This is a genomic window from Pseudomonas sp. Irchel s3h14 (genome assembly GCF_900187425.1).
Lineage (GTDB): Bacteria > Pseudomonadota > Gammaproteobacteria > Pseudomonadales > Pseudomonadaceae > Aquipseudomonas.
This window is the reverse complement of record NZ_FYDJ01000019.1, coordinates 72,016-98,093: the sequence shown is the minus strand read 5'-3', so window position 1 is coordinate 98,093 and position 26,078 is coordinate 72,016. Positions and strand designations below refer to the sequence as shown.

Below are 26,078 nucleotides of genomic sequence, written 5' to 3'. Positions count from 1 at the left end.
AATCGCCGGTCAACGTCCCTGCGAATTGGTACGCGCCGTCGCCATCCGGTGAGGGCACCAGCTCGGTGAGCGTGCCGGTCCCGGTCGCGGTCGTGTTGTCTGGCCTGACGATGGTGAACTGGCCATTTACCAACGAGATATTCAGACCGGTCGCACCCAGCCCGTCGGCTCCGGCCGTATTGTTCCAGAACCCGTATTGCGCAAGGACGCTACCGGTCCCGATCAGGTTGCCGAACGAGAGTGTTGGGCCGTCGTCCTTGAACACCAGGTTCTGTCCGATGTTGAGCGTCGCCTGGGCACTGTCACCGTCGCCATCGGTCTTGGTTGCTATCAGCGTCACCAGGTTGTCCGCCGATAGAGTCTTCGAATCATCGGGATTGTTGGCGTCGGGATGCACCACGGCGCGGATCTGGTCGAGCGTGACGTTGCCATTGGCAGCGACGCTGACCGTGAACACCAGCAGGTTGGAGGTGGCCGTGCGGCCTTCAACCACGCCGGCGTTGAGCGACAGGTTCACCGCTTGGCCCGAGGCTGTGTCCACGAGCCCCGATGCACCGGCAATCACGCCCAGCGCATAGGTCAGTGTGCCGGCGCCATCGGCGCCAAACGCCGAGGTGAAGTTGGCGGCAAAGCTCTGGGTGGCGTTGGTTGTCAGGGTTGTCTCGTCCACCGTCAGCGTCGGCTCGGCGCCGGTGGTGCTGATGCTCGGCCCATCGTCCTTGAACACCAGGTTCGACCCGATGTTGAGCGTCGCCTGGGCGCTGTCGCCGTCGCCATCGGTTTTGGTCGCTATCAGCGTCACCAGATTGTCCGCCGATAGAGTCTTCGAATCATCGGGATTGGTGGTGTTGGGATGCACCACGGCGCGGATCTGGTCGAGCGTGACGTTGCCATTGGCAGCCACGCTCACCGTGAACACCAGCAGGTTAGAGGTGGCCGTGTGGCCTTCGACCACGCCGGCGTTGAGCGACAGGTTGACTGCCTCGCCGGTGGCCGTGTCCACGAGCCCGGAGGCGCCCGCCACCACGCCCAGCGCATAGGTCAGCGTGCCGGCGCCATCAGCGCCAAACGCCGAGCTGAAGTTGGCGGCAAAGCTCTGGGTGGCGTTGGTGCCCAGGATTGTCTCGTCCACCGTCAGCGTCGGCTCCGCGCCGGTGGTGCTGATGCTCGGTCCGTCGTCCTTAAACACCAGGTTCGACCCGATGTTGAGGGTCGCCTGGGCGCTGTCGCCGTCGCCATCGGTCTTGGTCGCCGTCAGCGTCACCAGATTGTCCGCCGACAGACTCTTCGAATCATCGGGATTGTTGGCGTCGGGATGCACCACGGCGCGGATCTGATCGAGCGTGACGTTGCCATTGGCGGCGACGCTCACCGTGAATACCAGCTCGTTGCTCGTGGCCGTGCGGCCTTCCACCACTGTGCCGTTGAGCGACAGGTTTACCGCCTGGCCGGTGGCCGTGTCGGTCAGCCCGGAGGCACCTGCCACCACGCCCAGCGCATAGGTCAGCGTGCCGGCGCCATCGGCGCCAAACGCCGAGCTGAAGTTGGCGGCAAAGCTCTGGGTGGCGTTGGTCGCCAGGACTGTTTCGTCCACTGTCAGCGTGGGCTCGGTGCCGGTAGTGCTGATGCTCGGCCCGTCGTCCTCGAACAGCATCTTGGAGCCGATTTCGGTTTTCGAAAGAGAGGCCTGGACCAGCGTGAAACCACCGATATCAAAATCGGCGTGGTCATTGCCCCTGGCGTCGAGGGCCGCCCCGTTCTCGACGAGCACGCGGTTGTGATCCGACGTTGTGGTGTATTCAATCTGGTAGCCGGCTTTAACGCCGGTGATGGTTGCAACCCCACCAGCAAAGCTGATGGTAATGCTCGTGTCATTCACCGATCCGTCTGAATTCTCGATCACCTGTCCGGTGCTGATGTTGAAGACGCGAACATTAGTGATGGCAACCGACGCATCGTTCGCATAGCCGTTGATGAAATTCACGTCAGGTTCAGCAGCGGTAGTGAATGCACTGACTTTTACGACAGCACTCTTGCCGCTTTGCAACTGCACGACGTCGAAACTGGCCTTCTTCGCATTGAAGACGTTGGTAAAGTCGATGTTGGCTTCAACATCTGCTTCGTTTTGACTGAGGTTGGGAATGGTCACATCCTGCCTGGCACCCGTGACGAACGAAAAGCGGATGCCTTCCTGTTCCGTAATCATCTGGCTGTTGGTGCCAAAGGTGGTCGGGTTAGCCGCCTGACTGGTAATGATCGTGTCGCCAGTGTTTATATTGGCGCCGCTTGACTGGTCTGCGGGGTCCTTCCCGGTGGCGATGATCGTGGGATCGGTGATCCGCAAGACACCACCGTCGTCGACAACTGTCGGGTTCGCTTTCGTGAACATCAGGAAGAGGTTCGCACCGGAGGGCACGCCGGCCAGACTGAATTCCAGGTCCTGACTGGCTCCGACGAACACCTTATTCAGCAGATTGAGCGAGTCATCGGCGTTCGCAGTATCTGGATGCTGGAGCGGTTGGTATTCCACGGTCCAGATTTTGCCGCCCGAGACCGGCGATCCGGTTTCTTCGATATAGGCAGCGAACACGATCGCGCCGGTCGAGCCACCGGCTCGGCCCAGAACGATGTTGTCGTTGTTCGTATCCGTATAGAGAAGGATGCTGGTGCCATTGAGGGTGTCCAGTCCGCTGTCCACGCCATTGAGCGGTGCACCAGCGCTGTCGACGAAGCTGATATTGGTAATGCTGGCTCCGGGGTCAGCGGTGAGGGTGAACGCATTGCTGCCCGTGTTGCCCACGGCACCGGTATAGCCACTCAAGGCCGCACCCGTTGCGGCACCTGCCCCAAGTGCGGTCAAGCGGGTAGAGAAGACCTCGGGCAGGGACGCTACCAGAATGTCGTTGTCGTCAGCGTCTCCCGCAGGGCTTGGAGTGGCGGTGCCGTTCTGCAACCCGGCCGTTTCGTCCAGCGTAACGTTCACGCCAGTCGCCACGACGCTCAGATCGCTGTCCGTAAACGACGTTGTCGCCACTGAGTCGTCACTAGTGCCGAACACACGATCGTCGCCCGCAGAGGCCGCGGTGAGCAGAAACGTCGCGCCTGCCGAGTCGTCGGGATTCACGTACCACGAGGTCGTGACGCTGCCGTTGACTTGGCCGTCGAGATCGCCGGCGCCGCCGTCGGTCACGTACCAGGGCTCGTGTCCCTCGCCGGTGTCGGTATCGAGCACGTCGTCGGGCGTGCCCCATAGGTTATCCGCACCGGCGCCGGTGGCGTGGTCCACTTCGAACTTCACGGTGCTGCCGGCGGCGAAGCCGCTGGCCGTGATGGTGGCAGTGCTGCCGGGTGCGTAGTCGCTCAAGTCGGTGGTGACGGTTGGAGTAGGATTGCTTGTTAGCGCTGAGTTTTTCTTGTTAATAGCCATGATTTTCTCCAGAGCAACTCGGGCCATTGAGGCCTGACCGTAGACTTTGTACTGCCATAGGCTGCAACTATGTGTAAGCGCCGGGGATTGCGCATCGGCTGATACTCCCAAGCGGGGTGGGAGTTTCAGACTACTTGGGAGGGGAAAATGGGGTGAGGACGCGAAGGAGCGGTGACGCATATTCCGCTTGTGAATGAGGACATGCTGCGGGTGCTCAAAGCCGCCCGGGCTTTAACCACCAGCGCGACGAGCTGAATTTGAGCCGGCTCAGGCGGCCGGGTGCGGGGGCACAGCATCTGGCGGGGCGCGGGCAACTGGTCGGCATGGCCGCGGGCCTGCATGGCGTGCTGCTGCCGGAACTTCGCGCTCAGGATGAGCCCCATTGCAGGCGGCCTCGCTCGAGCGCGGGGTACATCCGCTCTCGCCGCTGTTTGCCAGCCCTGTGTCGGCAGCGTACGAGCGAACCGCAGAGCTCATTATGGCTATGCAGGCCTGACGACGCAGGAGATACATGAGGGGCTCGTATACTCACGGTAGCGATTCGGGAGCTAATTGATGAACGTAGAACCAGGGCCGGATAAGTTACTCGTGTCCTGCTTACGAACATTGAGTCGCTCCTGGTTTCGTAGGTACGTCTGAATGACTGCTTCTGGCCGATTGCTGTCTGTTGCATCGACCGAGTCCACAACCCAAAGCGGACGCTCAAAGCAATTAGAACACCGGGTATGATTCGAATTGGGGGTGGGGAATCCACCTGAAGTCATTGCGGAGTTGAGGATGGAATTTTCCACCACGCTTTGGGAGTGGTATGGACAGGATGAGTACAAGCGAGTTCTTGCAGTGTGCGAGGCAATTCCGGGGCTTACCTTCTTGGCGATGAACGCCGACGCGCAGCGAGACGCAATCCCTTATTGTCCGGCGTGTGAGGCGTGGTCGGAAACGATGCTGCCTCTGAATGAGGCACTTACAGTCTGTGGAGCCGCGATGCCATGTGAAGTTCGGACTGGACTACAGCAGGTCTGGGACTTGTGCAATTCGCTGCCTGAGACAGCTTTTCATTGCGATGATTGGTGGATCTTCGATCAATATGAATGGCAGCCTCTGCGGGAGGCCGCTGAGCAGGCTCTGGATTTGGTTGAAGCGGTGAAAATAGCCCCTTATCTGGATGAATTGATTTTGGATTGTCGAAATGCAGTGCGTGGATTGAAGAGGCAGTAAGGCTGCTGAAGGAAGGTTTCATCAAGGTAATAAAATAAGCTGAGGGTTAGCAATGAAACTCGAACAATTAGCCGAATGCTTTTTTAAATACGCAATTGAACAGGGGAATCCGTACGATAGATATCCTTTAGGGATTGAGGTTGATGAGTTTGGGGGAGCATATATTGAAATTTCTGAATCTGGGAAACTGGCCATCGTTGCGAAAGACCGCGGTGAAGAATGTCTAAGGAAGGAAACGACGTCGCCGGAAGTGTTGGCTAAATGGGTGTATGAAATTTTCAATAGGGAATAACAAGGAACAATTAATGACGCAAAGGCACGTTTCTTAAGCATATCGAATGACCGCTTCTGGCCGACAGCTGCCCGCCATGATAGGCGGCAGATGGACAGACGCTGACGCTCGTCGGTATCTGCTGGCCCTTTACCACTTCAGGGCTGACCCCAGCGACGCTTTACTACAGAGTCCGGCCATCCTGATAGAATCGATCAGGTTATAGATCACACCCTTCTGAGAAATGGTATGAATACAGAATTGATGGAAGATGAGATGCGCCGGGCGCTATTCGGTGATTCTGAGCCCTCTGCGCCGGCAATTAACTCAGACGTGCAGGACACAGTCCCGGATGTTGTGATCGTGCAACCGGTGAAGGCAGCGAAGAAAAAGACAGTCTCAAAAGGCTTCACACCTAGGTTGAGAGTCACGCTCCGTGTGGGAAACGAATTTGAAGGCGAGATGCACGAGATGGTACATGAGGCCGATACGCTGAGCTCCCTAGTTGCAGAACAAGAAGCTACTAAGACGGCCAGAAAAAAATTCAGATTTGTGGAAGTGGTCTCGGTCAAGTCGATGTAAGTGGGTACTCTCACTTAGCTCGCCCGCCTGGCATTAAACCGCATTGGTTACCGCGGGTCACCCAGCAGGTTCGTCTCGATTGAAGCCTCAAACATTAGGGGGTGGTAGTCGTATCCCGGACTGGATTTAACACCATCACTCCATCCAACTCTCAATGTTTAACTGGTCGCCAGCCCCAAGCCCCATAGCTGAGGGTGGCGACGGGCAGAAATCGAAAGCAGCCGTTTCAACATTGGCCGACTGCTCGATTCAATAGCTGCCCAAGCCCCAGAATCCCGGCGATTCCGGGGCGTGTCGATCAGGCTGGTCGTGAAGGTAAACCTCCGGGGTTGCGCGCTATTCTGCCGCCTTGAGCGTTTTGACCTGGACCAGGAGCATGGAAATATCAGAGGTTTCCACGAACAGGTCATAGGCCTCCAGGTAGAGGTACACACTATCTGTCTTCAGCCCGTTGTTTGCGGCGCAAGAAACATTACGCGCCATCCCTTGCAGCGAAGTGACTTTTTGGGTGGCAGGAAAGGATTCACTCACCGTACATTTAAAATGTTGCACAAACGGTTTGCCAGCGTTGTCAGTAAAGCTTTTGTTGTAGGCAATAGCAGACCCAGGTTTGAGGTTTTGCCAATCGCCATCCAGGTCAATGCTGTTGAGAGTGCTTGACTGGCCAGTTTTTCCAGCGACCGGAGCGCCGCTCGTCGCGGCAAGCTCGATCAGCCCGCGCCAGCGGATGCTCACATACTCCTTGCCCAAGGCACCCGCCGCCTGTTCACGCCATAGTCCACGGGCCGGTCCCGGTTGCAGATACAGGTCCAATGGGCTGTCGTTGATCACGGCGCCTGGCACTATTGGAGAGGAAGCGCTGTATGTGAGTTGCAAATGGCTGAGCGTGTGGGTCGGTTGTCCCTGAGGCAGTTTGGTTACCTGTGCCAGCAGTGATGTCGGAACCTCAGGCGTGCGCATGGTAGGCGGTAGTTTTTTCCGGATGACTGGAGTGGCGAGTTGCGCCAGATTGACGGGTTCGGCGCACACAGCGTCGATCAATCGAATGCGTTGCGCGTTGTCCAATGCACTGTCAAGCGGCTGAACGGACGCTGGCAGCACACTCTGGCCACTTAAACGATAGGCCAAGCGGTTGCTGGCCTGGCGGGTAGCACAGTCGACCTCGACACGCTCCAACTGTCGGTCATAAGGCTTCCCTTCGTTTTCATCGAGGCGGGTGCGGCCATAGTCGATACCCGCCCATATGGCGCGTCGGGAGTTATCCATTCCGAGGGTGCCGGGGTCTAACAACAAGATGTCTTCGCTGTCGCCGAGCAGTTGCTTCCAGGCGCTATTTCGGACTGCTAGGCACATCTGCTGGGCGATGATCCGCGCGGGTTCGGTCGGCAGGAAATAAGGACTGCTCAAGTCCTTTGCACGTCGATAGGTCATGGATACTTTCGCCGAATCGCAGTCAGCGAATAGCCGGGTTTGGGTGGCTGGCGCGGCGTCTTCAGAGGGTACATTCACTGTTAACACGGCAGTTCGGCCGAGTCCGAAAGTGCTATCCAGCGGCAGCGAGAGGGATTTTATACGGTTTGTCATGGCTTTATTTTCTACTTCGCGCTCGGCAGCGACGCGTTTGTAGTAATCGGCCATCCCATTGCCTTGCAGGACACAACCAGTCAGGGACACGGCAAGGGCTGCGCCCGTCAGGCGAAATAGTAATCTCACAGCAATCAGCTCCTTGGCGCACCACGAATTCATCGCGATAGCGGGCGCGTACTTTGTAGGGTTATCGAGGTTTGGAGGTTATTGCGGCGTAGCCGAGACGGTGCTCCGTTGTCGTTGGAGGCTAAGGAATAGTGAGGAATCTGCATTTCCGGTTTTACGAGGGGAGTTCATGGACGGTCCTTCGTCGATTTTGAGTACAAGTTCATTTTGAATCGGCTTAACAACCAAAACCTTTAACGCAGGCAAATTCCAGCACCGGCCGGGCGTTCAGCTTTTTTGTTGGAGGGGCGGCAATCGACCCTTTGTCGCCTCCCGACTGATCACACCTTTTAGTGTCTCTACTTCTAGTTAGGCCCTGTATATACAGAGGGGAGCGCGATGAGCAACGAACAGGTGGCACCTGAGACGAAAGGGGTAACGGTGAAGTTACTGGCAACGATTGACCTGGGTCCTGAGATCGAGGGTATGGCAGGGCGCCAACTTAGGATGCGCAGGGTGACCATCGAGCCTGGAGGCGTCTTCGGGCCGATTCACAACCATGTAGACAGACCGGGCACCGTCTACATTCTGCAAGGAACGATCACTGACCATCGAAATGGAGTCGCCACGGATTACGGGCCGGGAGTGGGCTGGCCCGAGGACAGGAACACCACACACTGGCTTGAGAACAGAGGCACGATTGCGGCGGTGGAGATCTCGGTCGATATTGTCAGGCAAGAGTGAGTTCATTTACTTCACTTGAACTTGTCTGCCAGGCTCCTGGCCTGCTGAGTCGCGTCCTCACGCGCGCGCAGATCAACGTCTTCCCCCAGGATGGTTTTCTCCACAATCACCGAATGCACATCCGTGACGCCGATAAATTTCAGCCAGGCTTCCACGTAGGGCTTCTGGAAGTCGAAGCGCTCCGCCGGTGTGCTCGACTGCGCCGAAAAATCCAGGCCGCGGGCGTACATCACCACGGCGAGTTTGTTGTGCAGCATGCCTTCCAGACCGCGTTCCGGGTCAACGCTGAACAGGATGTCTTTCTGTGATACCAGGTCGATGAAGTGCTTGAGTTTGTACGGGATGCTGAAATTCCACAGCGGTACGGACATCACGAGTACATCCGCGCGATGCAGGTGACTAGCCAACTCTTTTAACGTGTTCCAGGCGTCTTGTTGTGCGGCGGTCAACGGCGTGCCATTGAGCCCGGCGTATTTGGCCTCCATGGCCAGATCATCGAATTCCGGCAGCGCCATGTTCCAGAGGTCGAGGGTGATGATTTCGGTGTCCGGGGTGTTTGCTTGATAACGCGCAATGAAGCTGCGGGCGACTTCAAGGGAAGCCGAACGCTGCTTGCGTGGAGAACACTGAATATGCAGAAGAGTCGTCATGGCACACCTTGAATGATGGGGGGCAGGGCAGGTGAGAGCATTGCAACATAGTTGTATTTGAAATATAAATCGTAAATTCCTACTCGATTGATCACGTATAAAACTATGTTCGATGCTCTGCTGCTCAAGACATTTGTCACCGTCGTCGATGAAGACGGCTTCAGTCGTGCCGCCCAAAAGTTGCACCTGACTCAGTCGGCGGTCAGTGGCCATGTGCGGCGATTGGAAGAACAGATTGGTAAACCCTTGTTGACGCGCACCACCCGTTCCCAGCAACTGACGGCCGATGGCGAGCGCCTGGTCTCTTATGCGCGCACGATCCTCGCGCTGAACCGTGATGCCTGGACAGACCTGACACGCACACCGTTTCACGGGCGACTGCGGATCGGGGTGTCCGAAGATTTTGTCGAGTCTCGATTGCTGCGCACTGTTCAGGATTTCGCGGCGCAGTACCCCGGGATGAAGATCGAGGTGCAGGTGAACATTCCGGGTACGTTACTGGCGCTGATGAAGCAAGGGCATCTGGAAGTGGTCATCGGTTCGCTGTGCGAAACCAGCGAAGCGGGGCTGTTGCTATGGCAAGAACCGCTGGTGTGGGCCTGGTCGGCGCAACCCGTCGCCCGGTTACCCACGCCGTTGCCGCTGGCCCTGTTCCCCGAGCCGTGCCCTTATCGCGAGGCCGCGCTGACGAGACTGGCGCAGGCGGGAATCGCCCAACGCACAGCGATGTTGTGCAGCAGCACCGCCGGGTTGCGGGCGGCGGCCCTGGCAGGCTTCGCGGTAGCGCCCATGCCACTGAGTCAGTTGGGGCAAGGATTGGCGGTGATTGGGGTAGAACAAGGGTTGCCGGATTTGCCGGATGCGCAATGTCGACTGTTCACCTCGCCTGACGCGGATCAGGCGATTGTGGTTGCGGTCACTCAGCTCATTGTGGAGTATTGCTCTACGCGCAGGGCTTGATTGTCAATGGCGTAGCGATATCCATTCGAGTCAGTGACTGCGGGCTCGAACGACAGCATCGTAGGGCTGCAGCCTGAAGAGCAAAGGGGCACGGATTGATTTATAAATAGATCTGAGACTCATCTGGCGAAATAGACAATCAGCGCATCCAGGCACGAAGAGCTTCGAACTCGATGGGGTTTGGATGTTGCAGCCTGGCAGCTAACGCGTCCTCTTCTTCTTGAGAAATGAAGGCTTTGACAGTTTTCGGGATACTTCTTGGCCCTGCCTTGTAGCTCTTGTCAACGCATTGCCGGCTGAACAAATCCTTAAGAAATTCATAGTCTGAGGGCAGTAGCGCTGCCTGGATCAATGCCACTTCACTTATCAGTGCTGCACTGAAATCCGCTTGAGGCGATAGCCAGGACAGATTTGTTGCAATGCGCACGTATTCCCTGGCCACGAATGACGAGATATCGGCATGGGCGAGTGAAGATGGCTGTGCAAAATGAACTATCCGAGCAATCCCCGAAGCGCCGTTTTCCAAACGTACCACGCAGTAAGGCTCTCCACCGCCAGTAGTCGCAAAGGGAAGAAAGGTTCGACCTTGTTGATCATTTGGATTGAGCCACTCATTGATTTCTCGCTCGGCCTCCTCGGCGTCAAGCCATAGAAAATCTTCAAGGCTACTTAGTGCTGCCGCTGCTGGAAGCGTATGCGCTATCCCCATGAGTGTCGCGAGGCGTTCTGGAAACTCAATGTCAATACTGCGTGCAAGCTTTTGAAAGGCTTCTACAACAGTAACGTCTTGTCCGTAATTCAAAGCGATAGGCTCTCCATATCAGATTGCAGGAATTAAATGGGGGACAGATCTATTTTACTGCGCACGTTTTATGGCAGTGGCGAGCGCTGCGGCTTCGCTGCGTAACGCATCAAATCTTGTGTTCAACTCGACATACCCGGGCTTCCAGGCCCAAACACCATCGACGTGGTGTTGCCCAAGGACCAGGTCATTGAGCGAACCCATTCCGCCAAGGGCTGACAGAAAGTATTCAACCCCGTAGTAATCAGAGTTCATCAAATGCGCCTTGGCCTTGCGCATCCACTGGCTCCAGTGAGTAGCTCCATCGCTTTCAAGCACGGTGGCGAGCTGATCCAGAACGTCGATCAATTGTTCAGTCATTTGACCCATTTTGAATTCATCCAGACTGTGGAACGATGGATTTTCGGCCATTGAGCAGTTGACCGTGCGATAACCTCCGCTTCAGCCATTTGCGCACACAATCCTTGATTTCGCTCGGAGCTGGCAAGCCCGCACCTCTTTGTTTGTGGACACAAAAAAATGGGCGCCTTGATGGCGCCCGTTTTCATTAATTCCAATTACTGAAACCGTCGATGCAAATCCGGAAAAATATCTTGGGCAAACCAAGCGGGCAGGCCGGGCGTGACGATCCGGGATTTAGGCGTTTGGCTTTCCACCAGGCCGACTTTGATTAACCGCGAAAGCTCATCGATTGCCGGGCGTGGTGTAAGGCCGGTGAAGGTCTTTATTTCGTTGCGCGGCAGGCTTCCTTGGGTGATTAGCGCAATGATTGCTGGCGCACTTTCCGGGCGAATGCCTTGTTGTTTAAGTTTTTCGTTGTAGTGAAACGCGCGTATCACGCGCTCTCGAAGCTGAGACGGGTCCACCGCTGCGGTCATGTAATCGACCTGATCGTGACAAACCTGCAGCATGAACTCGATGAATTCGAAATAGCGTCGCTGGGATAGCTGACCTCGTCCGTCCAGATCACCCTCTCTTGGGCGGTCGGCCATGGTCAGGGCGGTGTAGTAATTCTGGTGTTGCCTTGCAAGGCCGCGAGACAGTGACCATAACGTTGGCTTCAGCCCCAAACGCACCAACTGAAGATGCGTGACCAACCGAGCAACCCGACCATTCCCGTCGGCAAAGGGGTGAACCCAAGCGAGGCGATGATGGTAGGCAAGCGCAGAAATAAGCTGACGGCGGGAGTCTGTCTGTCGGCCAAAGCCTGCCTGAAGGTGTCGCAGCATTCCGTCCACAGCACAGGCGCCCGGTGCATCATGATTGCCAACGACAACGTTCTGACCTGTGACCGACCGCAGGATACCGGGCTGCATAATCGAGCCATCTGACAGTGTTCGTTCCGCGTCACTGGCACCGCGAAAAAGCCGTTTGTGTGCTGTGCTCACAAGCTCAGGTGCGAACATGTCACCCCAGGCAAACGGCGCACGCTGGCGCAACGCCCGTTCGAGCAACGCTTGCACCGCCATCTGTTCAACCGCCAGGTTTTTAAGCTGTTTGCGATCTTTGACCGGCGCCGCTTGTGCTTTTTGCATTTCGGCGGGCTCGGTGTATTGCCCTTCGATCAGGTTCGAGTAGTACGTATTGGTGATTTGCAGCAGACGGCCAAGACGTGTGGCGGTTTCAGGCGGAAGCCGCCCGGCTAAAAATTGCGTCTTGCGAGGCAATGCATCCGCAAGAGCGATGATGGAGGGTGGCAACGTCTCGGGCAGAATCGGATCGAGCCAGGACTTCGATGTGATCAGCGACATAGCGGTCTGTACCGTCTTAAATTCTTCACATTTTATTTCACATATTTAATCGTCTAACAACCCTTATTTTATTGGGCTAAATACGATTTTATAGCGGTTTTTGACCGAATCATCTTCACATTTATTTTCACATTTTTTTTGAGGGGCTCTGGAGCACATTCCCGATAGCAACGGGTACTCGTAGATAACCACCACAATACAAAACGGGCGCCCGAATGAGCGCCCGTTTTCATTTACTCCGTAGCCTGCGCTCGCAAGCGTCTACCGATCACATCCATCAAATCACAGCCATCGCGCAACGGAATGGCCAGCAGTTGAGAAAAGTCCTTCAAAACCACCGTGTCGCAACCGAGCTCGGCGCGGAAGGCGATGTTTTCCAGCACCTGCGTGACCGTGCGGATGCGGTAGTCAGCCATGGCTTGCAGGACGTCGAGTGGGGCTTGGGTGTCGATGAGCAGGGAGGCCGGGATCAGGTCGATTCCGGTGAGGGGCATGTATCTTTCCATAGATGAAACTCCGATCAAATCAAAGGTTGACTGCCCCTCAATCGTCGCCAAACGAATGGGTGGCAGCTGTACGCAGGTTGGCGAACCGGGATCGGGAAACCGGCAGACCCGAGGGTCTCCCGCGCACAGCTGCCATAAAAACAGCTTTGCGGGCATGCAAAAGCGTCTGCATTAAAGCACACCGCTTTTGCATACCGATCGATCAGGTCGCCAAACCCGACTCGCCATTTAGGCGACGTGACGAACTATAAGCTTCGTCGGAACGGCGGGGAAGGTTACGGATTCCGAGGTTTGTGTAGGATTTTTATGGTCGCCCTAGGACCGTTACGCTCCTTATGTGAGCGACTGCTATCGGCTGTGGATTCAACCGGTCGATGCAACAGACAGCTATCGGCCAGGAGCGGACAGATCTAACCCTACTCGGACTTGCCACCTTGGGGGCTGTCTCAGTGATTGACTGCTTGGGTTTGACTATAAAGCTTGGCACTACTCAAACCGGGGGAGACGTCGCCATCATGCAAAGCCCGGCCAGGTTAGACACCTAGACTCGCTCAGTGACGAGTTTCTTTTGGAATCAAACAAAAGCAGCCAAGCAGCCTGGCTGGAACTTTCTAGCGAATTGGTCTTGACTGAGAACGGGGGTTTCCACTTAAGAATTAAAGGTGGCTGGAGCATGAAAAACGCACTCCTCTTCATCTTCGCCACACTTACAGTTGCCTTTGCCTCGACGTCCTACGTGCTGTACACCAATCAGCAAGGCAAACCTATCGGCAGCCTACCAGATCAGTTGGCCAAAACTCCTCAATTTGCACCATCCGCCAAGACTTACCAAGGCCAAATATTTGTAGTTGCGCGGGGCGGTGAAAGCATCCCACTTGGGGGTCTCTTCGTGTCGTTTCATTCCCTGCAAGTGATCAAAGACTATGAACTTAGAATGTACCAGGCATTGGCCTCCGATGTAGCCAAACACTCTGAAAAATTTGAAAAACAGTATATGAAATATGCGGCCACCGAAGCTATATACAACGAAGTAGTAGAGAAACAGCAATACAAAAAATATAAAACAATTCGCGGAATGTTGGATGATGAAGAGAGGTACCTGCGATATGCCTACGAAAATCTACTCTATGTATCCGGTGCTAAGCCCTACGCTGAGGCAGCGCCGGAGTCGGCGATCACCACTCAGACCGATGCCAGCGGCAAATTCAGCCTGACACTTCCTGCAGATGAGCCACTTGTTGCCGCCACTTGCGCGTCGCGGGAGGTTTCGGATAAGACCGAACGGTACTGCTGGTTCATCAACATGGATGGCTCAAAAGCGGTACTGATGAACAACCACAACGTGCTGGGGAAACGCTCGGACGATTCCGCTATCAAAACTCCAGGCCTGCCCCTGGATTGCAAACAATGGCAGGAATGCGCCGCCGCCGTATATGCGGTCAAACAGGCTTATGCGCTATACGCCGTGACCGCAGCAAAGTAAAGCGAAGCAAAAATTTAAGGTTATTCGCGGACTCTGGGGGTACGAGCGAGTTGACCGTCTGGGAAGCAGGTAAATCGGCAGTCCCCAAACACACCCTTCACCTGCCCCTGCTGTCGCCGTGCATCCTATTGATCTTGCCGCTTTCTGGTCAGGCTACGAAGTCGTCGCCTCTCGCCCCGCTGCTGACAACACCCTGCTGATTGAGTTGGAACCCCAAGCCATGCGAGTGCCCCAGTGTAGGGGCTGTCGGCAGCCAACTCCTTTGATCCACGAACGACGCCTGTTGGCCGTTTTCTGCCTGTCGTGAAGGGCAGAAATCTGATTTGACCGGCACGCGTTGCAACCATGAACGGCAGAGAACGACACAAAGCTGACGGTTACGAAAGTCAGAAATCGACCCAGGCTGTGTGAAAACGCCCTAAATACTGTCGGGAGTTTCTTGCATGGCACTGGGAGGTCTCAGCGGTACCCGGCAGCAGCGTGCCGAGAGGGGCGGGGCGGGAAAGGGCAACCATCGACGGCGCTGGAGCCATCGGTGACGTATCACCTGCAGAGGCCGAAGCGGCCTGCAATCGATAGTTCGACTATTCTTCCATGGCGGCGAAACTCACCCCAAAAAGCCTGCGCAATTCCCGGGGCGGTTCCTGATGAAAAGCTGCGACGTAGAAACCAATGTCCGTAGTAGCTACGGATTACGTAGACGCGCCAGCGAAGATTGGTAAAGCTCAGTTGATGAGGTTACGCGATGCATCGCATGGTGAGACACGTTCTCTCAGCAACGGCCGTCGCAGCGGCGCTCGCTGGCTGCGCCTCTCAGCCTCCGCCAACGGCGAGCCTTGACTACAAGAGCCGCGCCGTGACGCGCAGCGATGGTGGCTTGCGCGTGTCGACCGCCGTACTCTCGGCCGCCGAAAGCGAGGCGGTCTACGGCGTGCCTCTGGCGAATAGATCGATACAGCCGGTCTGGGTCGAAGTCAAGAATCAGGAAGACCGCGCCTACTATCTGCTTTCGCCGGGCCTCGATCCAAATTTCTTCCCCGCATCCGAGGCGGCCGAAGCATTTTTCTCAGGGGCCCCGCAGGACGAGCGGACTGCGCTTGACCGGCACTTTCGTCGGCTGGCCTTTCGCAACCCTGTCGCATCTGGCGCGACAACCTCGGGCTTCGTGTTGACCAATCTCGACGAGGGGTTCAAGTTCGTTAACCTCGATCTGGTGGCAGACGGGCGGTCGAGGCATTTCTCTGTCCTGGCCATCGTTCCGGGCCTGCGCACCGATTACCACATCAGTGAAGTGTTCAGGCAGGGCATCTATCCGCCCCAGGACATTGTGAACTACACGGATGACGCCAGCTTCCAGGCGGCGCTGGAGGCTCTGCCGTGCTGCGTCACCAACGAGGAGGGTTCCAGGAACGGCGATCCGCTGAACCTCGTGGTCGTCGGCGGGCTCGATGATGCCTTTCCCGCATTCGCACGTCGCGGCTGGCGTGGGACCGAGGAGAAGTGGTCGGGGTCGATCATGAAAGTGGTCAATTCGGCGCTTTCCGGCGAGCGCTATCCCTATGCGCCGGTGAGCGATCTCTATCTGTTCGGGCGGGCTCAGGACCTTGCCTTGCAAAAGGCGCGTGACAACGTCCACCAGCGCAATCACCTGAGGCTGTGGCTGAGTCCGATGCAATATCACGGCAAGCAGGTGTGGGTCGGACAGATCAGCCGTGATATCGGCAGCCGGATGACCTTGCATACCGCGACGCTGACCACGCACAAGATCGACCCTGACGTCGACGAAGCGCGCAGTGCGCTGACACAGGATATGGCGTATTCGGTGACGCTGGCCAAATTCGGTTTTGTGAAGGGGGTGGGGGCCGCGCCCCAGAGCGCGCCGCGCGAGAACCTGACGACCGATCCTTACTACACGGATGGGTTGCGCTGTGTCCTGGTATTCGATCACACGCACACCTCCCTGGCGCAAATCGAATTCTTTCTATCACAGGGCATCTACGAGAATGGCGGACAACCACCGGGGCGGGTCAAGCCATGAGCCGCTTGCCATTCGCGCCTCGCGCCAGGGGTACTCTGCGATGTGCAATACGCTGCTTGTGCACCCTGAGTTGTGCAGCGACTCTTGCGCTCGCCGTTGCTTGTTCGACCTGGCAGGCGCCTGCCGATTTCAGTACCTCCGGATTGCGTGAACGTGCGCAGACGGCCACCAGGCACGAGATACGCGTCAGCGCCGCGGTGCTCAGTGCCGAAGACAGGCGGCGCATGCTGGGAGTAGAGTTGGACAAGACGCGCGTGCAGCCCGTGTGGGTCGAAGTCCAGAACCAGACTGCCGAACCGCTCTTGTTGCTGCGGCCGGGAACCGATCCCGACTATTTCTCGCCACTCGAAGTCGCCTGGTCCATGCACGGGACATTCACCCCGGCAGCGAACGCGCGCATCAATGATCACTTAGACCAACTGGGGTTCAAGAATCCCGTCCTGCCAGGCGAAACGAAAGCGGGCGTGCTGTTCATCAACCCGGAGCGCGCTACGCGGCTGCTGAATATCGATCTGCTGCAGAGAAAGACGCTGATCCCGTTCTCTCTCGTCTTGCGGGTGCCGGACGATGCCGGGGAAAAATGGTTTGCCGAAGGCTTGTTCCAGCCTCACGGTTCCGAGATCAAGGACTATGACGATCTGGCCGCGTTGCGTTCCGCGCTGGAGCGCCTTCCCTGCTGCGCCGCTGACGCGAACGGCAGGGCGAACGGCGATCCGTTCAATGCGATTCTCGTCGGCGAGTTCGCCGATATCGCCACCGCCTTTGTGCGTCGCGGCTACCGGCGTTCCACGCACCCCGCGGATGCGGTCGAGCGTGCATTCGGCCGCATGCCCGATGCCGTGGTGCGCAAGCAATCGCAAGCCGGAGCACCGGCGACCTGGGTGCGTGTGTGGATCACGCCAATGCGCTTCGACGGTCACTCCGTCTATCTCGCGCAGGTCGCACGACCGACCGGCGGACGCTTTGCATCGCGCGAGGCGCAAAACCTTGTCTTGCATGAGGACGTCGATGAGGCGAGGAATTTCCTGATCCAGGACATGATGTATTCGGCCGGTCTGGACAAGCTCGGGTTCGTCACCGGCGTCGGTCCCGTATCCCAGGCACAACCGCGAACGACGTTCAGCGGAGCCCATTACTTCAGCGACGGTCTGCGTGCGGTCATGTTCTTTGCGACGCGGCCGCTCAGCCTGTCGCAGGTGCAGATGCTCGATTGGGAACCGTATCTGGACTGGCGCCAATCGCCTGCACGCAAGGAGATCGACGATGCCCGCAAGTAACCTGTTCGGCCGGCAGGATGACTCGGCCGGCTGTTTGCGCGGTGCCCACCCGTTGTTGCGCAGCGCTGGCATGGCATGGCTGATGATCGCTGGCTGCCATGCACTCACCGCCTGCGCACCCGCGCCGCTGATGGCCTACTCGACGGACACACCGCCGCTGGTGCTGGTCCCTGCGTCGCAGGCCGGCGTGCAGGACAAGCGGGGGCGCTTTCGCGAGATTTTTTGCTCGATCCTCAATACGCGAGGAAGCGAACTTCCCGATAGCCGCCCTTGCGAGGAGGCATTGACGCGCGTCGGTAGCGAACCGGGTGGCACTGGCAAACCCGTCGAACTCGGTCAATCGAAACGCCGTCTGATCGGCGCTGTGGTGGCCGGCGTCGGCTACGAATGCTTCGAGCAATGGCTGCAAGCGCCCGGCAGCGTAGGGATTCATCTGCGTCAGTTCGGCTATGACCTGGTGCAGATGAAGGTCGACGCCTTATCGAGTTCCGCAAAGAACGCTCGGCAAATACGCGACGCGATCATGGCGATGCCAGCCGAAGCCGGACCGCCGCGCCTCGTCCTGATCGGTTATTCGAAGGGCGCGCCCGACATTCTCGAAGCGATGGTGAATTACCCGGAAATCCGCGGCCGCGTGGCGGCAGTGGTCAGCGCAGCCGGCTCGGTCGGCGGCTCGGCGCTGGCCAACGATGCCGAGCAGTACCAGGCGGACCTGTTGCGACACTTTCCCGGTGCGACCTGCGATTCGGGCGACGGTGGCGCGATCGACAGCCTGCGACCCGCAACGCGCAAGAACTGGCTGGCGCAGCACCGGCTGCCGTCCGAACTGAACTACTATTCGCTCGTTACCTTCCCGCAGCCGGATCACATCTCGGCCATACTGAAATCGAGTTACAACAAGCTGGCGAGCATCGATGCGCGCAACGACAGCCAGGTGATCTTCTACGATCAGATAGTCCCTGGCAGCCGCCTGATGGGCTATATCAACGCCGATCATTGGGCCCTGGCAGTGCCGATCGCCCGAACGCATTCGACCCTGGGTTCTCTATTGGTGACACAGAATGCCTATCCGCGCGAGGCGCTGGCGGAGGCGATGCTGCGCTTCGTCGAAGAGGATCTGGCGGCATCTTCGCGCTGATCCGTTCTCTCCCAAACGACCGCTTTTGGCTGTGGATTCAACCGGTCGATGCAATGACTCGATAGTCCGCACTCTTACTGCTCAGCTTGAGTAACGCGGTACTCAATGGAGTTCGCGGATGCAGCGAGCACCTCTATGACGTAGCCAGAGACTGGTAGGCGTTTCTCTCCTGGGGCGAGACGGATGGCAACAGTATCGCTAGGTACGGCAAGGTGATAGTCAGTTCCTGAACTGACGGTTGTGGACGACGCCATGGTCTGCGCCCAGCCTGAGAGGTGAGTTGTGTTGCCCATACTGCTCGCGGTACCAGAGCCTGTTGTTGTGGCTGAACCGGATGTAACGGACATTGGGGTCCGAGTGAGGGTCGTTTCGTTGCTGAGAATGTCCACATCCTTCCGGTGTAGAACGACAACTCCGGATGGCTCTATGCCCGCGAAGCGGATCTCCGAAAAACCTTCCTTCGTTTTACGGCCCCACATGTCTGCTTTGCCGACAACGTTTTCGAGATTGCGCTCACGATCTATTCGCAATACGACATCACCCCTACCTGCAAGAAGTACCTTGTCAATCGACTGCGATGGTGTTGATGTGTGCTCGATTGAGCTGCATGCGGTAAGACACAGTAAGAGAGCGACAAAACCGAACCTCATCATGGATAACAACCTCCTATTGCAAAGTGGGATACGTGTAGCAAGCGCAAGCTTCTGAATCAGTGTAGGTGGCGGATCAAATGCCAGCAATTTGTCCATTGGCCGCTTCTGGCCGAGGCTGTGTAAAAACGGTTTAGAGCAGGTTTGACAGTCAGAACCAGAACAAAAATCGCGTTCCTACGAAAATTTCAGCTCCGCTGATACACCAATCATTGGCAGATTTTACGTAGCTACGCAGGCTTCAAAACAGTGTCTGCGTTTTTACACAGCCTCGGCCGAAATCAGACATTACTCATGCTACCCAAGACTGCGAAATCGAATCGGGTGGTGCCCAGTCCCCTAGCGTAGAATTTCCAAAACACGAGCCCACACCCGAGACGGACCCTCAATGCAAACCCCCGCCACCCAACACCCCCTCTGGAAAACCTACCTCCTTTTCCTCGCCCCCATGGTCCTCTCCAATTTCCTCCAATCCATGTCGGGCACCATCAACAGCATCTACATCGGCCAAATGCTCGGCACCCAAGCCCTGGCTGCCGTGTCCGGCATGTTCCCCATCGTCTTCTTCTTCATCGCCCTGGTCATCGGCCTCGGCGCGGGTGCGGGCGTGCTCATCGGCCAAGCCTGGGGCGCGCGTGAGCCGCATCTGGTGAAAACCATCGCCGGCACAACCTTGCTGTTAGGCGCAATGATCGGCCTGACAGCGGCAGTACTCGGCAGCGTGTTCGCAAGGCCTGCTCTGGAAGGCTTGGGCACACCGGCCGACGTTATCGACGACGCCGTGTCTTACGCCCACGTGATGATGTGGATCATGCCGTCGCTCCTGGTCTACGTGCTCTTCACCCAACTGCTGCGCGGGGTGAGCGATACGGTGTCGCCGCTGATTGCGTTGGTGGTGTCGACGTGTATCGGGTTGGCGCTGACGCCGGCGTTGATTCGGGGTTGGTTCGGGTTGCCGATGATGGGGATTCAGAGTGCGGCGTATGCGGGGTTGGCGGGTAACTTGTCGGCGATGGGGTGGTTGGCGTGGCGGTTGATTCGCAAGGGGCATCCGTTGGCGCCGGATCGGGAGATGTTTGCGGCGATGCGGCTGGACCTGGTGATTCTCGGCAAGGTGTTGCGCATCGGGTTGCCGACCGGGTTGCAGATGGTGGTGTTGTCGGTGTCGGAGCTGGTGATTCTGGCGCTGGTGAATCAGCACGGTTCGCAGGCGACGGCGGCGTATGGGGCGGTGACGCAGATCGTCAATTACGTGCAGTTCCCGGCGCTGTCGATTGCGATCACGGCGTCGATCCTCGGTGCTCAGGCGATTGGGGCAGGGCGGCTTGAGCGCATGGGGTCGATTCTGCGCACGGGGCTGTTGATCAATGTGTGCCTGACCGGTGGCCTGGTGGTGTTGGGTTATCTGTTGTCGCACTGGTTGCTGGGGTTGTTCCTCACGGATGATTCCACCCGGGCGAAGGCGGAGCATCTGTTGCACATCATGCTGTGGAGTCTGTTGGTGTTCGGCTTCCAGGCGATTGTCGGCGGCATCATGCGCGCCAGCGGCTCGGTGCTGGTGCCAATGGCGATTTCGATTGTTTGTGTGGTCGGGGTGCAGTTGCCGGTGGCGTATGTGCTGGACGGGCACTTCGGGTTGCAGGGTGTGTGGATGGCGTTTCCGGTGGCGTATCTGGGGATGCTGGTGTTGCAGACGGCGTATTACAAAATGGTCTGGCAGCATCAGAAGATCGAGCGGTTGGTGTAGGCAGCCAAACAATGGGCTGCCGTTAACACGGCGGCCCATTTGCTTTCTGGATTGAATCGGTTTGCGATCAATCCGCGAGTTTACCCATCAAGTATTGAGCGTTTCGGACTCCCGGAATCAACGGATGTCTATGCTTCATACAAATATCTGATGTAGATCAATTGGCGGGGAATGCTGGAGGAGGAATCTGGATTAACGCGGGCACTCGATCCTGCGAGGACGCAACCACTGGCCTCGGCAACGGTCGATGGACAGCTCGCGTCGAAGACCCACCTGACTGGAGGAAAATCATGAGCCAGTATCAACGGTTGTTACTGATCATCAACCCGGCCCTGCGCCATTCCCAGGCAATAAACCATGCCGCAGCGCTGGCCTTGGCCTGCGGTGCGAGTTTGCATATCGCCGCCTTGATTCCATCGTTGGATATGTTGTCGCTGCTCGAAGAAGGCGACCGGGAAAAGGCTCGGGAGCGCTACCTGCAGGATCATGGCGACTGGCTCAAGGCTCAGGCAAAAAGTCTGCGTGGCAGGGGCATCGACGCCACTACAGAGGTGGCATGGGCCGATGATTTACGCGAAGCAATTCTTGATCACGTCATGGAAATGCAGCCCGACCTGTTGATCAAGGAAGTTCAGCATGAATCAGCGCTTAAACGTGCTTTTTTCACGCCTTTGGATTGGCACTTGCTGCGCCATTGTCCGATACAACTTTATCTGGTGGGCGGGAGCGGTTACGTGTTGCCACGCAAGGTCGTCGCAGCGGTGGAAGTGTCGGATGCCGCGTCTGCCGACAACACACTGAATGACCGGATCATCCAGCAAGCGTGCGGCCTCGCCATGCAGTGTGATGCCGAGTTGCATTTGCTGTACGCCTGCAATATTTCGGCCGCGTTCCTGGCGGACATGGGCGGTTTTACGCTGGCTGAGCTCACTAAATCGCTGCGCACAGACCTGGAAAAATCATTCCTCAAGTTGGCCGGTCGGTTCGGTGTGCCCTCTGATCGTCGACATTTCATTGAGGGACACCCCGTCACGGTCCTGAGCGAGTTCGCCAACGCGCATCAAGTGGATGTGATTGTGATGGGCAGAGTCCAGTCCCATGGGGTGGACAAGCTTTTGGGCAGCACAACCGAACATATTCTGTATCAGGTGCCTTGCAGCGTTCTGGCGGTCTAGAGGGCGTCGAGGCTGAACTTGATGTCAGCCACCGTCAGACCGACAATCCGTGGGTGACCGTGTGATGCGAACCGACAGGCGCGATCGCCTGAGGAGGTTTTCAAATGAGTCCCTCATCGCCCACCATCCTGCAGGACCGGGCAGCAGCCGGGCGACGTCTGGTGGAACCGCTGCTCGAATATGCTCATCGCCCCGATGTCATCGTCCTCGCCTTGCCCCGTGGCGGTGTGCCGGTGGCCTATGAAGTGGCCGCTGCACTGGACGTTCGTCTGGACCTGATGCTGGTGCGCAAGCTGGGCGTTCCGTCTCATCAGGAGTTCGCCATGGGCGCCATCGCCAGCGGCGGCATCCAAATCCTCAATGAACATGCGCTGCGGGTTCACCCGATTGACCCGGCCACGTTCGATGACGTGGTCGCCCGGGAAACCCGGGAGCTGTTACGCCGCGAGAAGGTTTACCGGGGAACGCGCGCACCTGTGCAACTCAAGGATCAGGTGGTGATCCTGATCGACGACGGCCTGGCGACAGGCGCCTCGATGATGGCGGCGATCCACGCGGTGCGTGCGCAAGCGCCGTCTCGTATCGTCGTCGCCGTGCCGGTGGCGCCGATTGAGACGGCGGAGGCGCTGCGCAGCGAGGTGGATGAGCTGATATGCCCGATCATTCCCGACTGGATGATGTCGATCAGTCGTTGGTACATGGACTTTACCCAGACCTCGGATGCCGAGGTCATCAAGCTGTTGCAGCGGGCATGGCAGCGAGAGTCCAGTTCCGCGCAGCAGCGCTCCGGTCATCGTTGACAAAGATCAGAGCCCTCACTGGATAACGCGTTGCCCGGCGTGCTTCACTCAGCGTTCTCGAGTCAAGGATTCTTAAAATGATGAGTGCTATCACCCCGGCAGTTCTTGAAGATCTCGCCCCGCAAGGCGTCCTTCGCGCCGCGATCAATTTCGGTAATCCGGTATTGGCTCAGCAGGGCCAGGATGGATCGCCACAAGGCGTCTCCGTCGCGTTGGCCAAAGCACTGGCGCAAGAGCTTGGCGTGCGTCTGGAGATGGTGACGTTCGACGCCGCCGGTAAAGTGTTTGCCGCGCTGGAGGAGGGGGCCTGGAACCTTGCGTTCCTTGCCATCGAGCCCGTGCGCGAGCAACAGATCGCGTTCAGTGCGCCCTACGTGATCATTGAAGGTACTTACCTGGTAGCGGCCGATTCGCCCTTTGTGGCCGTCGAAGATCTCGATCAGCCAGGGTTGCGGCTGGCGGTCGGCAAGGGCGCGGCCTATGACCTGTTCCTCGCGCGCACCTTGAAACACGCGCAACTGGCGCGGGCGGAAACCTCCGCCGCTGCGGTCGATTTGTTCTTCGACAAGGACCTGGATGCCGCGGCGGGCGTGCGCCAACCGTTGCAGAAAGTGGCCGATGCGGACCCGCGTTATCGCGTGCTTGAAGGGGCCTTCACGGCCATTCGCCAGGCGATGGCTGTGCCTCGAGATCGAGAGGCAGGTGCTGCGTATGTGAGGGCATTTGTGGAGCGCAAAAAGGCCGAAGGCTTCGTGCGCGCAGCCCTGAAGGCCAGCGGTCAGGCGGATGTCACGGTGGCGCCGCAGGCTGCGATCTTTTGATCCGCTGATATTGACTCTGTCCCAAGGGACAGAGGCTAAGGTCGTCCTCGCCAAAACGGATGTTTGTTCAAGCGAGGGGGACAGTTGTATGAGTCAGTTATGTCTGGTCACAGGGGCTAATGGGCATCTGGGCAATACCTTGGTCAGAGCCTTGCTCGATCAGGGTTACCGAGTCCGCGCCGGGGTTCGTGATGTGAACGATTCGGCAGCGTTCGAGGGGCTGGATTGCGAAAGGGTGTATGCCGAACTGCTCGATGAAGCGGCCATGCTCGAGGCGTTGAACGGGGTGGACGTGTTGTTTCAGGTCGCGGCGGTGTTCAAGCATTGGGCGAGGCATCCGCACGCCGAGATTATTGAGCCGAACGTGGAAGGAACACGTCGCGTTTTGCAGGCAGCGGCGAAGGCCAGGGTCAAGCGCGTGGTGTATGTCAGTTCCGTTGCGGCCATCGGTCAGAACGGGCAGGCGCTCGATGAAGAGCACTGGAATGACGAGGAGGAGAATGCCTATTACGCGTCCAAGATCCTGTCGGAGCAAATGGCCTGGCGCACGGCTCAGGCCCTGAACCTTTGGATGGTGTCGGTGTTGCCCTCGGCGATGATCGGCCCCAACGCGGCCAAGCTGACTGACACCATGAGGTTTGTCGATTCGGTCAGACGGCGGCAAATGCCTCTGGACCCAGGCTTTCATTTCAATTTTGTCGACGTGCGAGATGTCGCCCTGGGGATGATCCTCGCGGTAGAAAAAGGCCGGTCAGGGCAGCGCTACATTCTGGCGAATGAGCGGTCCTCTTCACTGGCCGAAATCATTGATGCAGCGAACGTGGTTTCACCGGGCTATCGCCCACCACCGCCGACACCCAAATGGCTGTTGGTCGCGGTGGCGTGGGTGCAGGAGCGTTGGGCCGGGTTGACCGGTCGGCCAGCTCAACTGTTGCTCAGTCAGGTGAGGATGTTCCACGGCGTCAAACAGGAATACGCCATCACCAAAGCCAGGACCGAATTAGGCTTCTGTCCACGAGCGCCACAAGTCGCCCTGCAATCGGCGTTCATCTATCTAGGCCAGCGCTTGACGCATCGCTATGAGGCGTTATCACTGCGCCCGGCTCAAAGAGTGAATTGATCTCGCTTTTGAGTTCGCTGAGGTGATCAACCAAGGCTAGCAAGTCGGCTATTTTCTCGAAGATCTGTTGGCGCTTGAGGTCGATCGCCTCGTTGACCAGTTCCACGGGAAAGGCTTTCAATGTGTTCTTGGCAGCGATGAGAGGCACCATTTCGGCGAGCTTGAAACCGGCGATCTGTGCCCGGCGGATCAGGCGCACGAGCGTGAGGTGATGTGAGGTGTAGACGCGATATCGACCCTGGCGATCCGGTTCCGGGATCAACCCCATCTGTTCGTACAGTCGAATGGCTTTCGGGGTGCAGCCGGTGAGCCCGGCGAGTCTTCCAATGAACATCAGCAATCCTTCTCGCCACGCGAGTCGCTATCGAAAATCCGGGCGTCATCCTATCGCAGCCCGAATTGCTTGCAAGCCGTTGCCTGTGAAGTGCTGATACCTGAGCCCGCTGATCATCATCGCCACTGGCGACTCAAGAGGGATGCGCGATCTCTAGCCAATCTTCAAACCGGATCGCTCCAACAATGGGGTTATCGCCAGGCGTGAGGGACTTGTCATTGATCGGGGCGCCGAAGTAAGGAACCGTGTCGTCCGAAACGGCTTCGCGCGGGTCCTTGGTGTGTTTCAGGTATTCACTTACGAACTCGACAATGGGGCGGCGATCCGGCCCGGCCACTTCCACGGTCTGATTGATCGGCGCTTTTTGAGCGATAGCCGTCAGTGCGGCCGCGACATCGACCGAGGCCACTGGTTGCAACGCGGCGGACGATAAATGGATGGTGTTGCCGTCCTCGCGGCCTGAGTAAGCAATGGCACCAATGAATTCGAAGAACTGCGTGGCTCGCAGGATGGTGTAGGGAACCCCCGACGCCTTGATGAGTTTTTCCTGGGCCATTTTGGCCCGGAAATAACCACTGTCGAGCATCCTTTCGGTACCCACGACTGACAGGGCGACATGGTGTTTGGTGCCGGCTACCTTCTCGGCAGCGAACAGGTTATGCCCGGCGGTCTCAAAGAAATGCAACGCCGCGTGATCCTCGAATGAGGGGGAGTTGGCCACGTCGACCACCACGTCGGCGCCCTTGAGCGCGTCCGCCAGGCCCTCGCCGGTGATGACGTTGATGCCGGTACTCGGTGACGCTGATATGACTTCATGCCCCAGATCCTGGAGGTTCTTGCAGACTTTGCTGCCGATCAGCCCGCTTCCTCCGATGATGACGAATTTCATGGC

At 57.8% G+C, this 26,078-nt stretch carries 24 protein-coding genes; 14 read left to right on the top strand and 10 right to left on the bottom strand.

What is annotated here, in order from left to right:
• On the bottom strand, nucleotides 1-3,427 hold a 3,427-nt coding region (locus CKW16_RS25945), incomplete at its 3' end, for a DUF5801 repeats-in-toxin domain-containing protein (RefSeq protein WP_256580549.1).
• A gap of 777 nt (nucleotides 3,428-4,204) precedes the next feature.
• On the opposite strand from CKW16_RS25945, the gene CKW16_RS25935 reads away from it, so the two are divergent.
• The 3 genes from CKW16_RS25935 to CKW16_RS25925 all read left to right on the top strand — a co-directional run bounded on the left by CKW16_RS25935 (nucleotide 4,205) and on the right by CKW16_RS25925 (nucleotide 5,498).
• Nucleotides 4,205-4,645 carry a hypothetical protein gene (locus CKW16_RS25935; protein WP_095131804.1) on the top strand — a complete coding sequence of 147 codons (441 nt, stop codon included), beginning with the start codon at nucleotides 4,205-4,207 and terminating at the stop codon, nucleotides 4,643-4,645.
• A gap of 52 nt (nucleotides 4,646-4,697) precedes the next feature.
• On the top strand, nucleotides 4,698-4,937 hold the full coding sequence (locus tag CKW16_RS25930; RefSeq protein WP_095131800.1) for a hypothetical protein: 240 nt from the start codon (nucleotides 4,698-4,700) through the stop codon (nucleotides 4,935-4,937).
• A gap of 228 nt (nucleotides 4,938-5,165) precedes the next feature.
• Nucleotides 5,166-5,498, top strand: coding sequence for a hypothetical protein (locus tag CKW16_RS25925; RefSeq protein WP_095131797.1), 333 nt, complete (start codon nucleotides 5,166-5,168; stop codon nucleotides 5,496-5,498).
• Nucleotides 5,499-5,834: 336 nt separating this feature from the next.
• Here the strand turns inward: CKW16_RS25925 and CKW16_RS25920 are convergent, their stop codons facing one another.
• Nucleotides 5,835-7,136: a hypothetical protein gene (locus CKW16_RS25920; protein ID WP_256580548.1), complete on the bottom strand. Its 1,302-nt coding sequence runs from the start codon at nucleotides 7,134-7,136 to the stop codon at nucleotides 5,835-5,837.
• Nucleotides 7,137-7,589: 453 nt separating this feature from the next.
• Here CKW16_RS25920 and CKW16_RS25915 point away from each other — a divergent pair, with 453 nt between their 5' ends.
• A complete protein-coding gene (locus CKW16_RS25915) occupies nucleotides 7,590-7,934 on the top strand; it encodes a cupin domain-containing protein (RefSeq protein ID WP_095131792.1) in 345 nt (114 codons plus the stop codon).
• 11 nt (nucleotides 7,935-7,945) lie between these two features.
• Here CKW16_RS25915 and CKW16_RS25910 read toward each other — a convergent pair whose 3' ends face one another.
• Complete coding sequence (locus CKW16_RS25910; RefSeq protein ID WP_095131790.1) at nucleotides 7,946-8,584, bottom strand: FMN-dependent NADH-azoreductase; 639 nt, start codon at nucleotides 8,582-8,584, stop codon at nucleotides 7,946-7,948.
• Nucleotides 8,585-8,689: 105 nt separating this feature from the next.
• Here CKW16_RS25910 and CKW16_RS25905 point away from each other — a divergent pair, with 105 nt between their 5' ends.
• Entirely contained in the window at nucleotides 8,690-9,544 is an 855-nt protein-coding gene (locus CKW16_RS25905) for a LysR substrate-binding domain-containing protein (protein WP_095131789.1), read from the top strand.
• 139 nt (nucleotides 9,545-9,683) lie between these two features.
• Here CKW16_RS25905 and CKW16_RS25900 read toward each other — a convergent pair whose 3' ends face one another.
• The 4 genes from CKW16_RS25900 to CKW16_RS25885 form a co-directional block, all read right to left on the bottom strand.
• Nucleotides 9,684-10,346, bottom strand: a complete 663-nt coding sequence (locus tag CKW16_RS25900; RefSeq protein WP_095131787.1) for a hypothetical protein — start codon at nucleotides 10,344-10,346, stop codon at nucleotides 9,684-9,686.
• A 54-nt stretch (nucleotides 10,347-10,400) separates the two neighbouring features.
• Nucleotides 10,401-10,715, bottom strand: coding sequence for a hypothetical protein (locus CKW16_RS25895; RefSeq protein WP_095131821.1), 315 nt, complete (start codon nucleotides 10,713-10,715; stop codon nucleotides 10,401-10,403).
• Between the two features lie 188 nt (nucleotides 10,716-10,903).
• Nucleotides 10,904-12,097, bottom strand: a complete 1,194-nt coding sequence (locus CKW16_RS25890; protein WP_095131785.1) for a Fic family protein — start codon at nucleotides 12,095-12,097, stop codon at nucleotides 10,904-10,906.
• Nucleotides 12,098-12,330: 233 nt separating this feature from the next.
• Nucleotides 12,331-12,603: a hypothetical protein gene (locus CKW16_RS25885; protein WP_095131784.1), complete on the bottom strand. Its 273-nt coding sequence runs from the start codon at nucleotides 12,601-12,603 to the stop codon at nucleotides 12,331-12,333.
• A 673-nt stretch (nucleotides 12,604-13,276) separates the two neighbouring features.
• Between CKW16_RS25885 and CKW16_RS25880 the strand changes: the two genes are divergently transcribed.
• The 4 genes from CKW16_RS25880 (at nucleotide 13,277) to CKW16_RS25865 (ending at nucleotide 18,539) form a co-directional block, all read left to right on the top strand.
• Nucleotides 13,277-14,086 carry a hypothetical protein gene (locus tag CKW16_RS25880; protein WP_095131782.1) on the top strand — a complete coding sequence of 270 codons (810 nt, stop codon included), beginning with the start codon at nucleotides 13,277-13,279 and terminating at the stop codon, nucleotides 14,084-14,086.
• An 856-nt stretch (nucleotides 14,087-14,942) separates the two neighbouring features.
• The gene (locus CKW16_RS25875) at nucleotides 14,943-16,124 is read left to right on the top strand and encodes an LssY C-terminal domain-containing protein (protein ID WP_218244129.1); all 1,182 of its coding nucleotides are present in this window, start codon (nucleotides 14,943-14,945) and stop codon (nucleotides 16,122-16,124) included.
• Between the two features lie 239 nt (nucleotides 16,125-16,363).
• Nucleotides 16,364-17,401, top strand: coding sequence for an LssY C-terminal domain-containing protein (locus CKW16_RS25870; protein WP_218244128.1), 1,038 nt, complete (start codon nucleotides 16,364-16,366; stop codon nucleotides 17,399-17,401).
• Nucleotides 17,388-18,539: a hypothetical protein gene (locus tag CKW16_RS25865; RefSeq protein WP_095131776.1), complete on the top strand. Its 1,152-nt coding sequence runs from the start codon at nucleotides 17,388-17,390 to the stop codon at nucleotides 18,537-18,539. The genes CKW16_RS25870 and CKW16_RS25865 overlap by 14 nt, the downstream gene beginning before the upstream one ends.
• A 74-nt stretch (nucleotides 18,540-18,613) precedes the next feature.
• On the opposite strand, the gene CKW16_RS25860 is transcribed toward CKW16_RS25865, so the two are convergent.
• Nucleotides 18,614-19,288, bottom strand: coding sequence for a hypothetical protein (locus tag CKW16_RS25860; protein ID WP_141232778.1), 675 nt, complete (start codon nucleotides 19,286-19,288; stop codon nucleotides 18,614-18,616).
• Between the two features lie 289 nt (nucleotides 19,289-19,577).
• Between CKW16_RS25860 and CKW16_RS25855 the strand changes: the two genes are divergently transcribed.
• The 5 genes from CKW16_RS25855 (at nucleotide 19,578) to CKW16_RS25835 (ending at nucleotide 24,852) form a co-directional block, all read left to right on the top strand.
• On the top strand, nucleotides 19,578-20,936 hold the full coding sequence (locus CKW16_RS25855; protein WP_095131772.1) for an MATE family efflux transporter: 1,359 nt from the start codon (nucleotides 19,578-19,580) through the stop codon (nucleotides 20,934-20,936).
• A 290-nt stretch (nucleotides 20,937-21,226) separates the two neighbouring features.
• Nucleotides 21,227-22,111: a universal stress protein gene (locus CKW16_RS25850; protein ID WP_095131770.1), complete on the top strand. Its 885-nt coding sequence runs from the start codon at nucleotides 21,227-21,229 to the stop codon at nucleotides 22,109-22,111.
• Between the two features lie 104 nt (nucleotides 22,112-22,215).
• Nucleotides 22,216-22,911, top strand: coding sequence for a phosphoribosyltransferase (locus tag CKW16_RS25845; protein WP_095131768.1), 696 nt, complete (start codon nucleotides 22,216-22,218; stop codon nucleotides 22,909-22,911).
• Between the two features lie 80 nt (nucleotides 22,912-22,991).
• A complete protein-coding gene (locus CKW16_RS25840; protein ID WP_095131819.1) occupies nucleotides 22,992-23,732 on the top strand; it encodes a transporter substrate-binding domain-containing protein in 741 nt (246 codons plus the stop codon).
• A gap of 88 nt (nucleotides 23,733-23,820) precedes the next feature.
• The gene (locus CKW16_RS25835) at nucleotides 23,821-24,852 is read left to right on the top strand and encodes an NAD-dependent epimerase/dehydratase family protein (protein WP_095131766.1); all 1,032 of its coding nucleotides are present in this window, start codon (nucleotides 23,821-23,823) and stop codon (nucleotides 24,850-24,852) included.
• Here CKW16_RS25835 and CKW16_RS25830 read toward each other — a convergent pair.
• Together CKW16_RS25830 and CKW16_RS25825 are read right to left on the bottom strand one after the other, a co-directional pair.
• Nucleotides 24,779-25,186, bottom strand: a complete 408-nt coding sequence (locus CKW16_RS25830) for a MerR family transcriptional regulator (protein WP_095131764.1) — start codon at nucleotides 25,184-25,186, stop codon at nucleotides 24,779-24,781. The two genes, CKW16_RS25835 and CKW16_RS25830, sit on opposite strands and share 74 nt — an antisense overlap.
• 133 nt (nucleotides 25,187-25,319) lie before the next feature.
• On the bottom strand, nucleotides 25,320-26,075 hold the full coding sequence (locus CKW16_RS25825; protein ID WP_095131762.1) for an SDR family oxidoreductase: 756 nt from the start codon (nucleotides 26,073-26,075) through the stop codon (nucleotides 25,320-25,322).
• Between the last annotated feature and the right edge of the window lie 3 nt (nucleotides 26,076-26,078).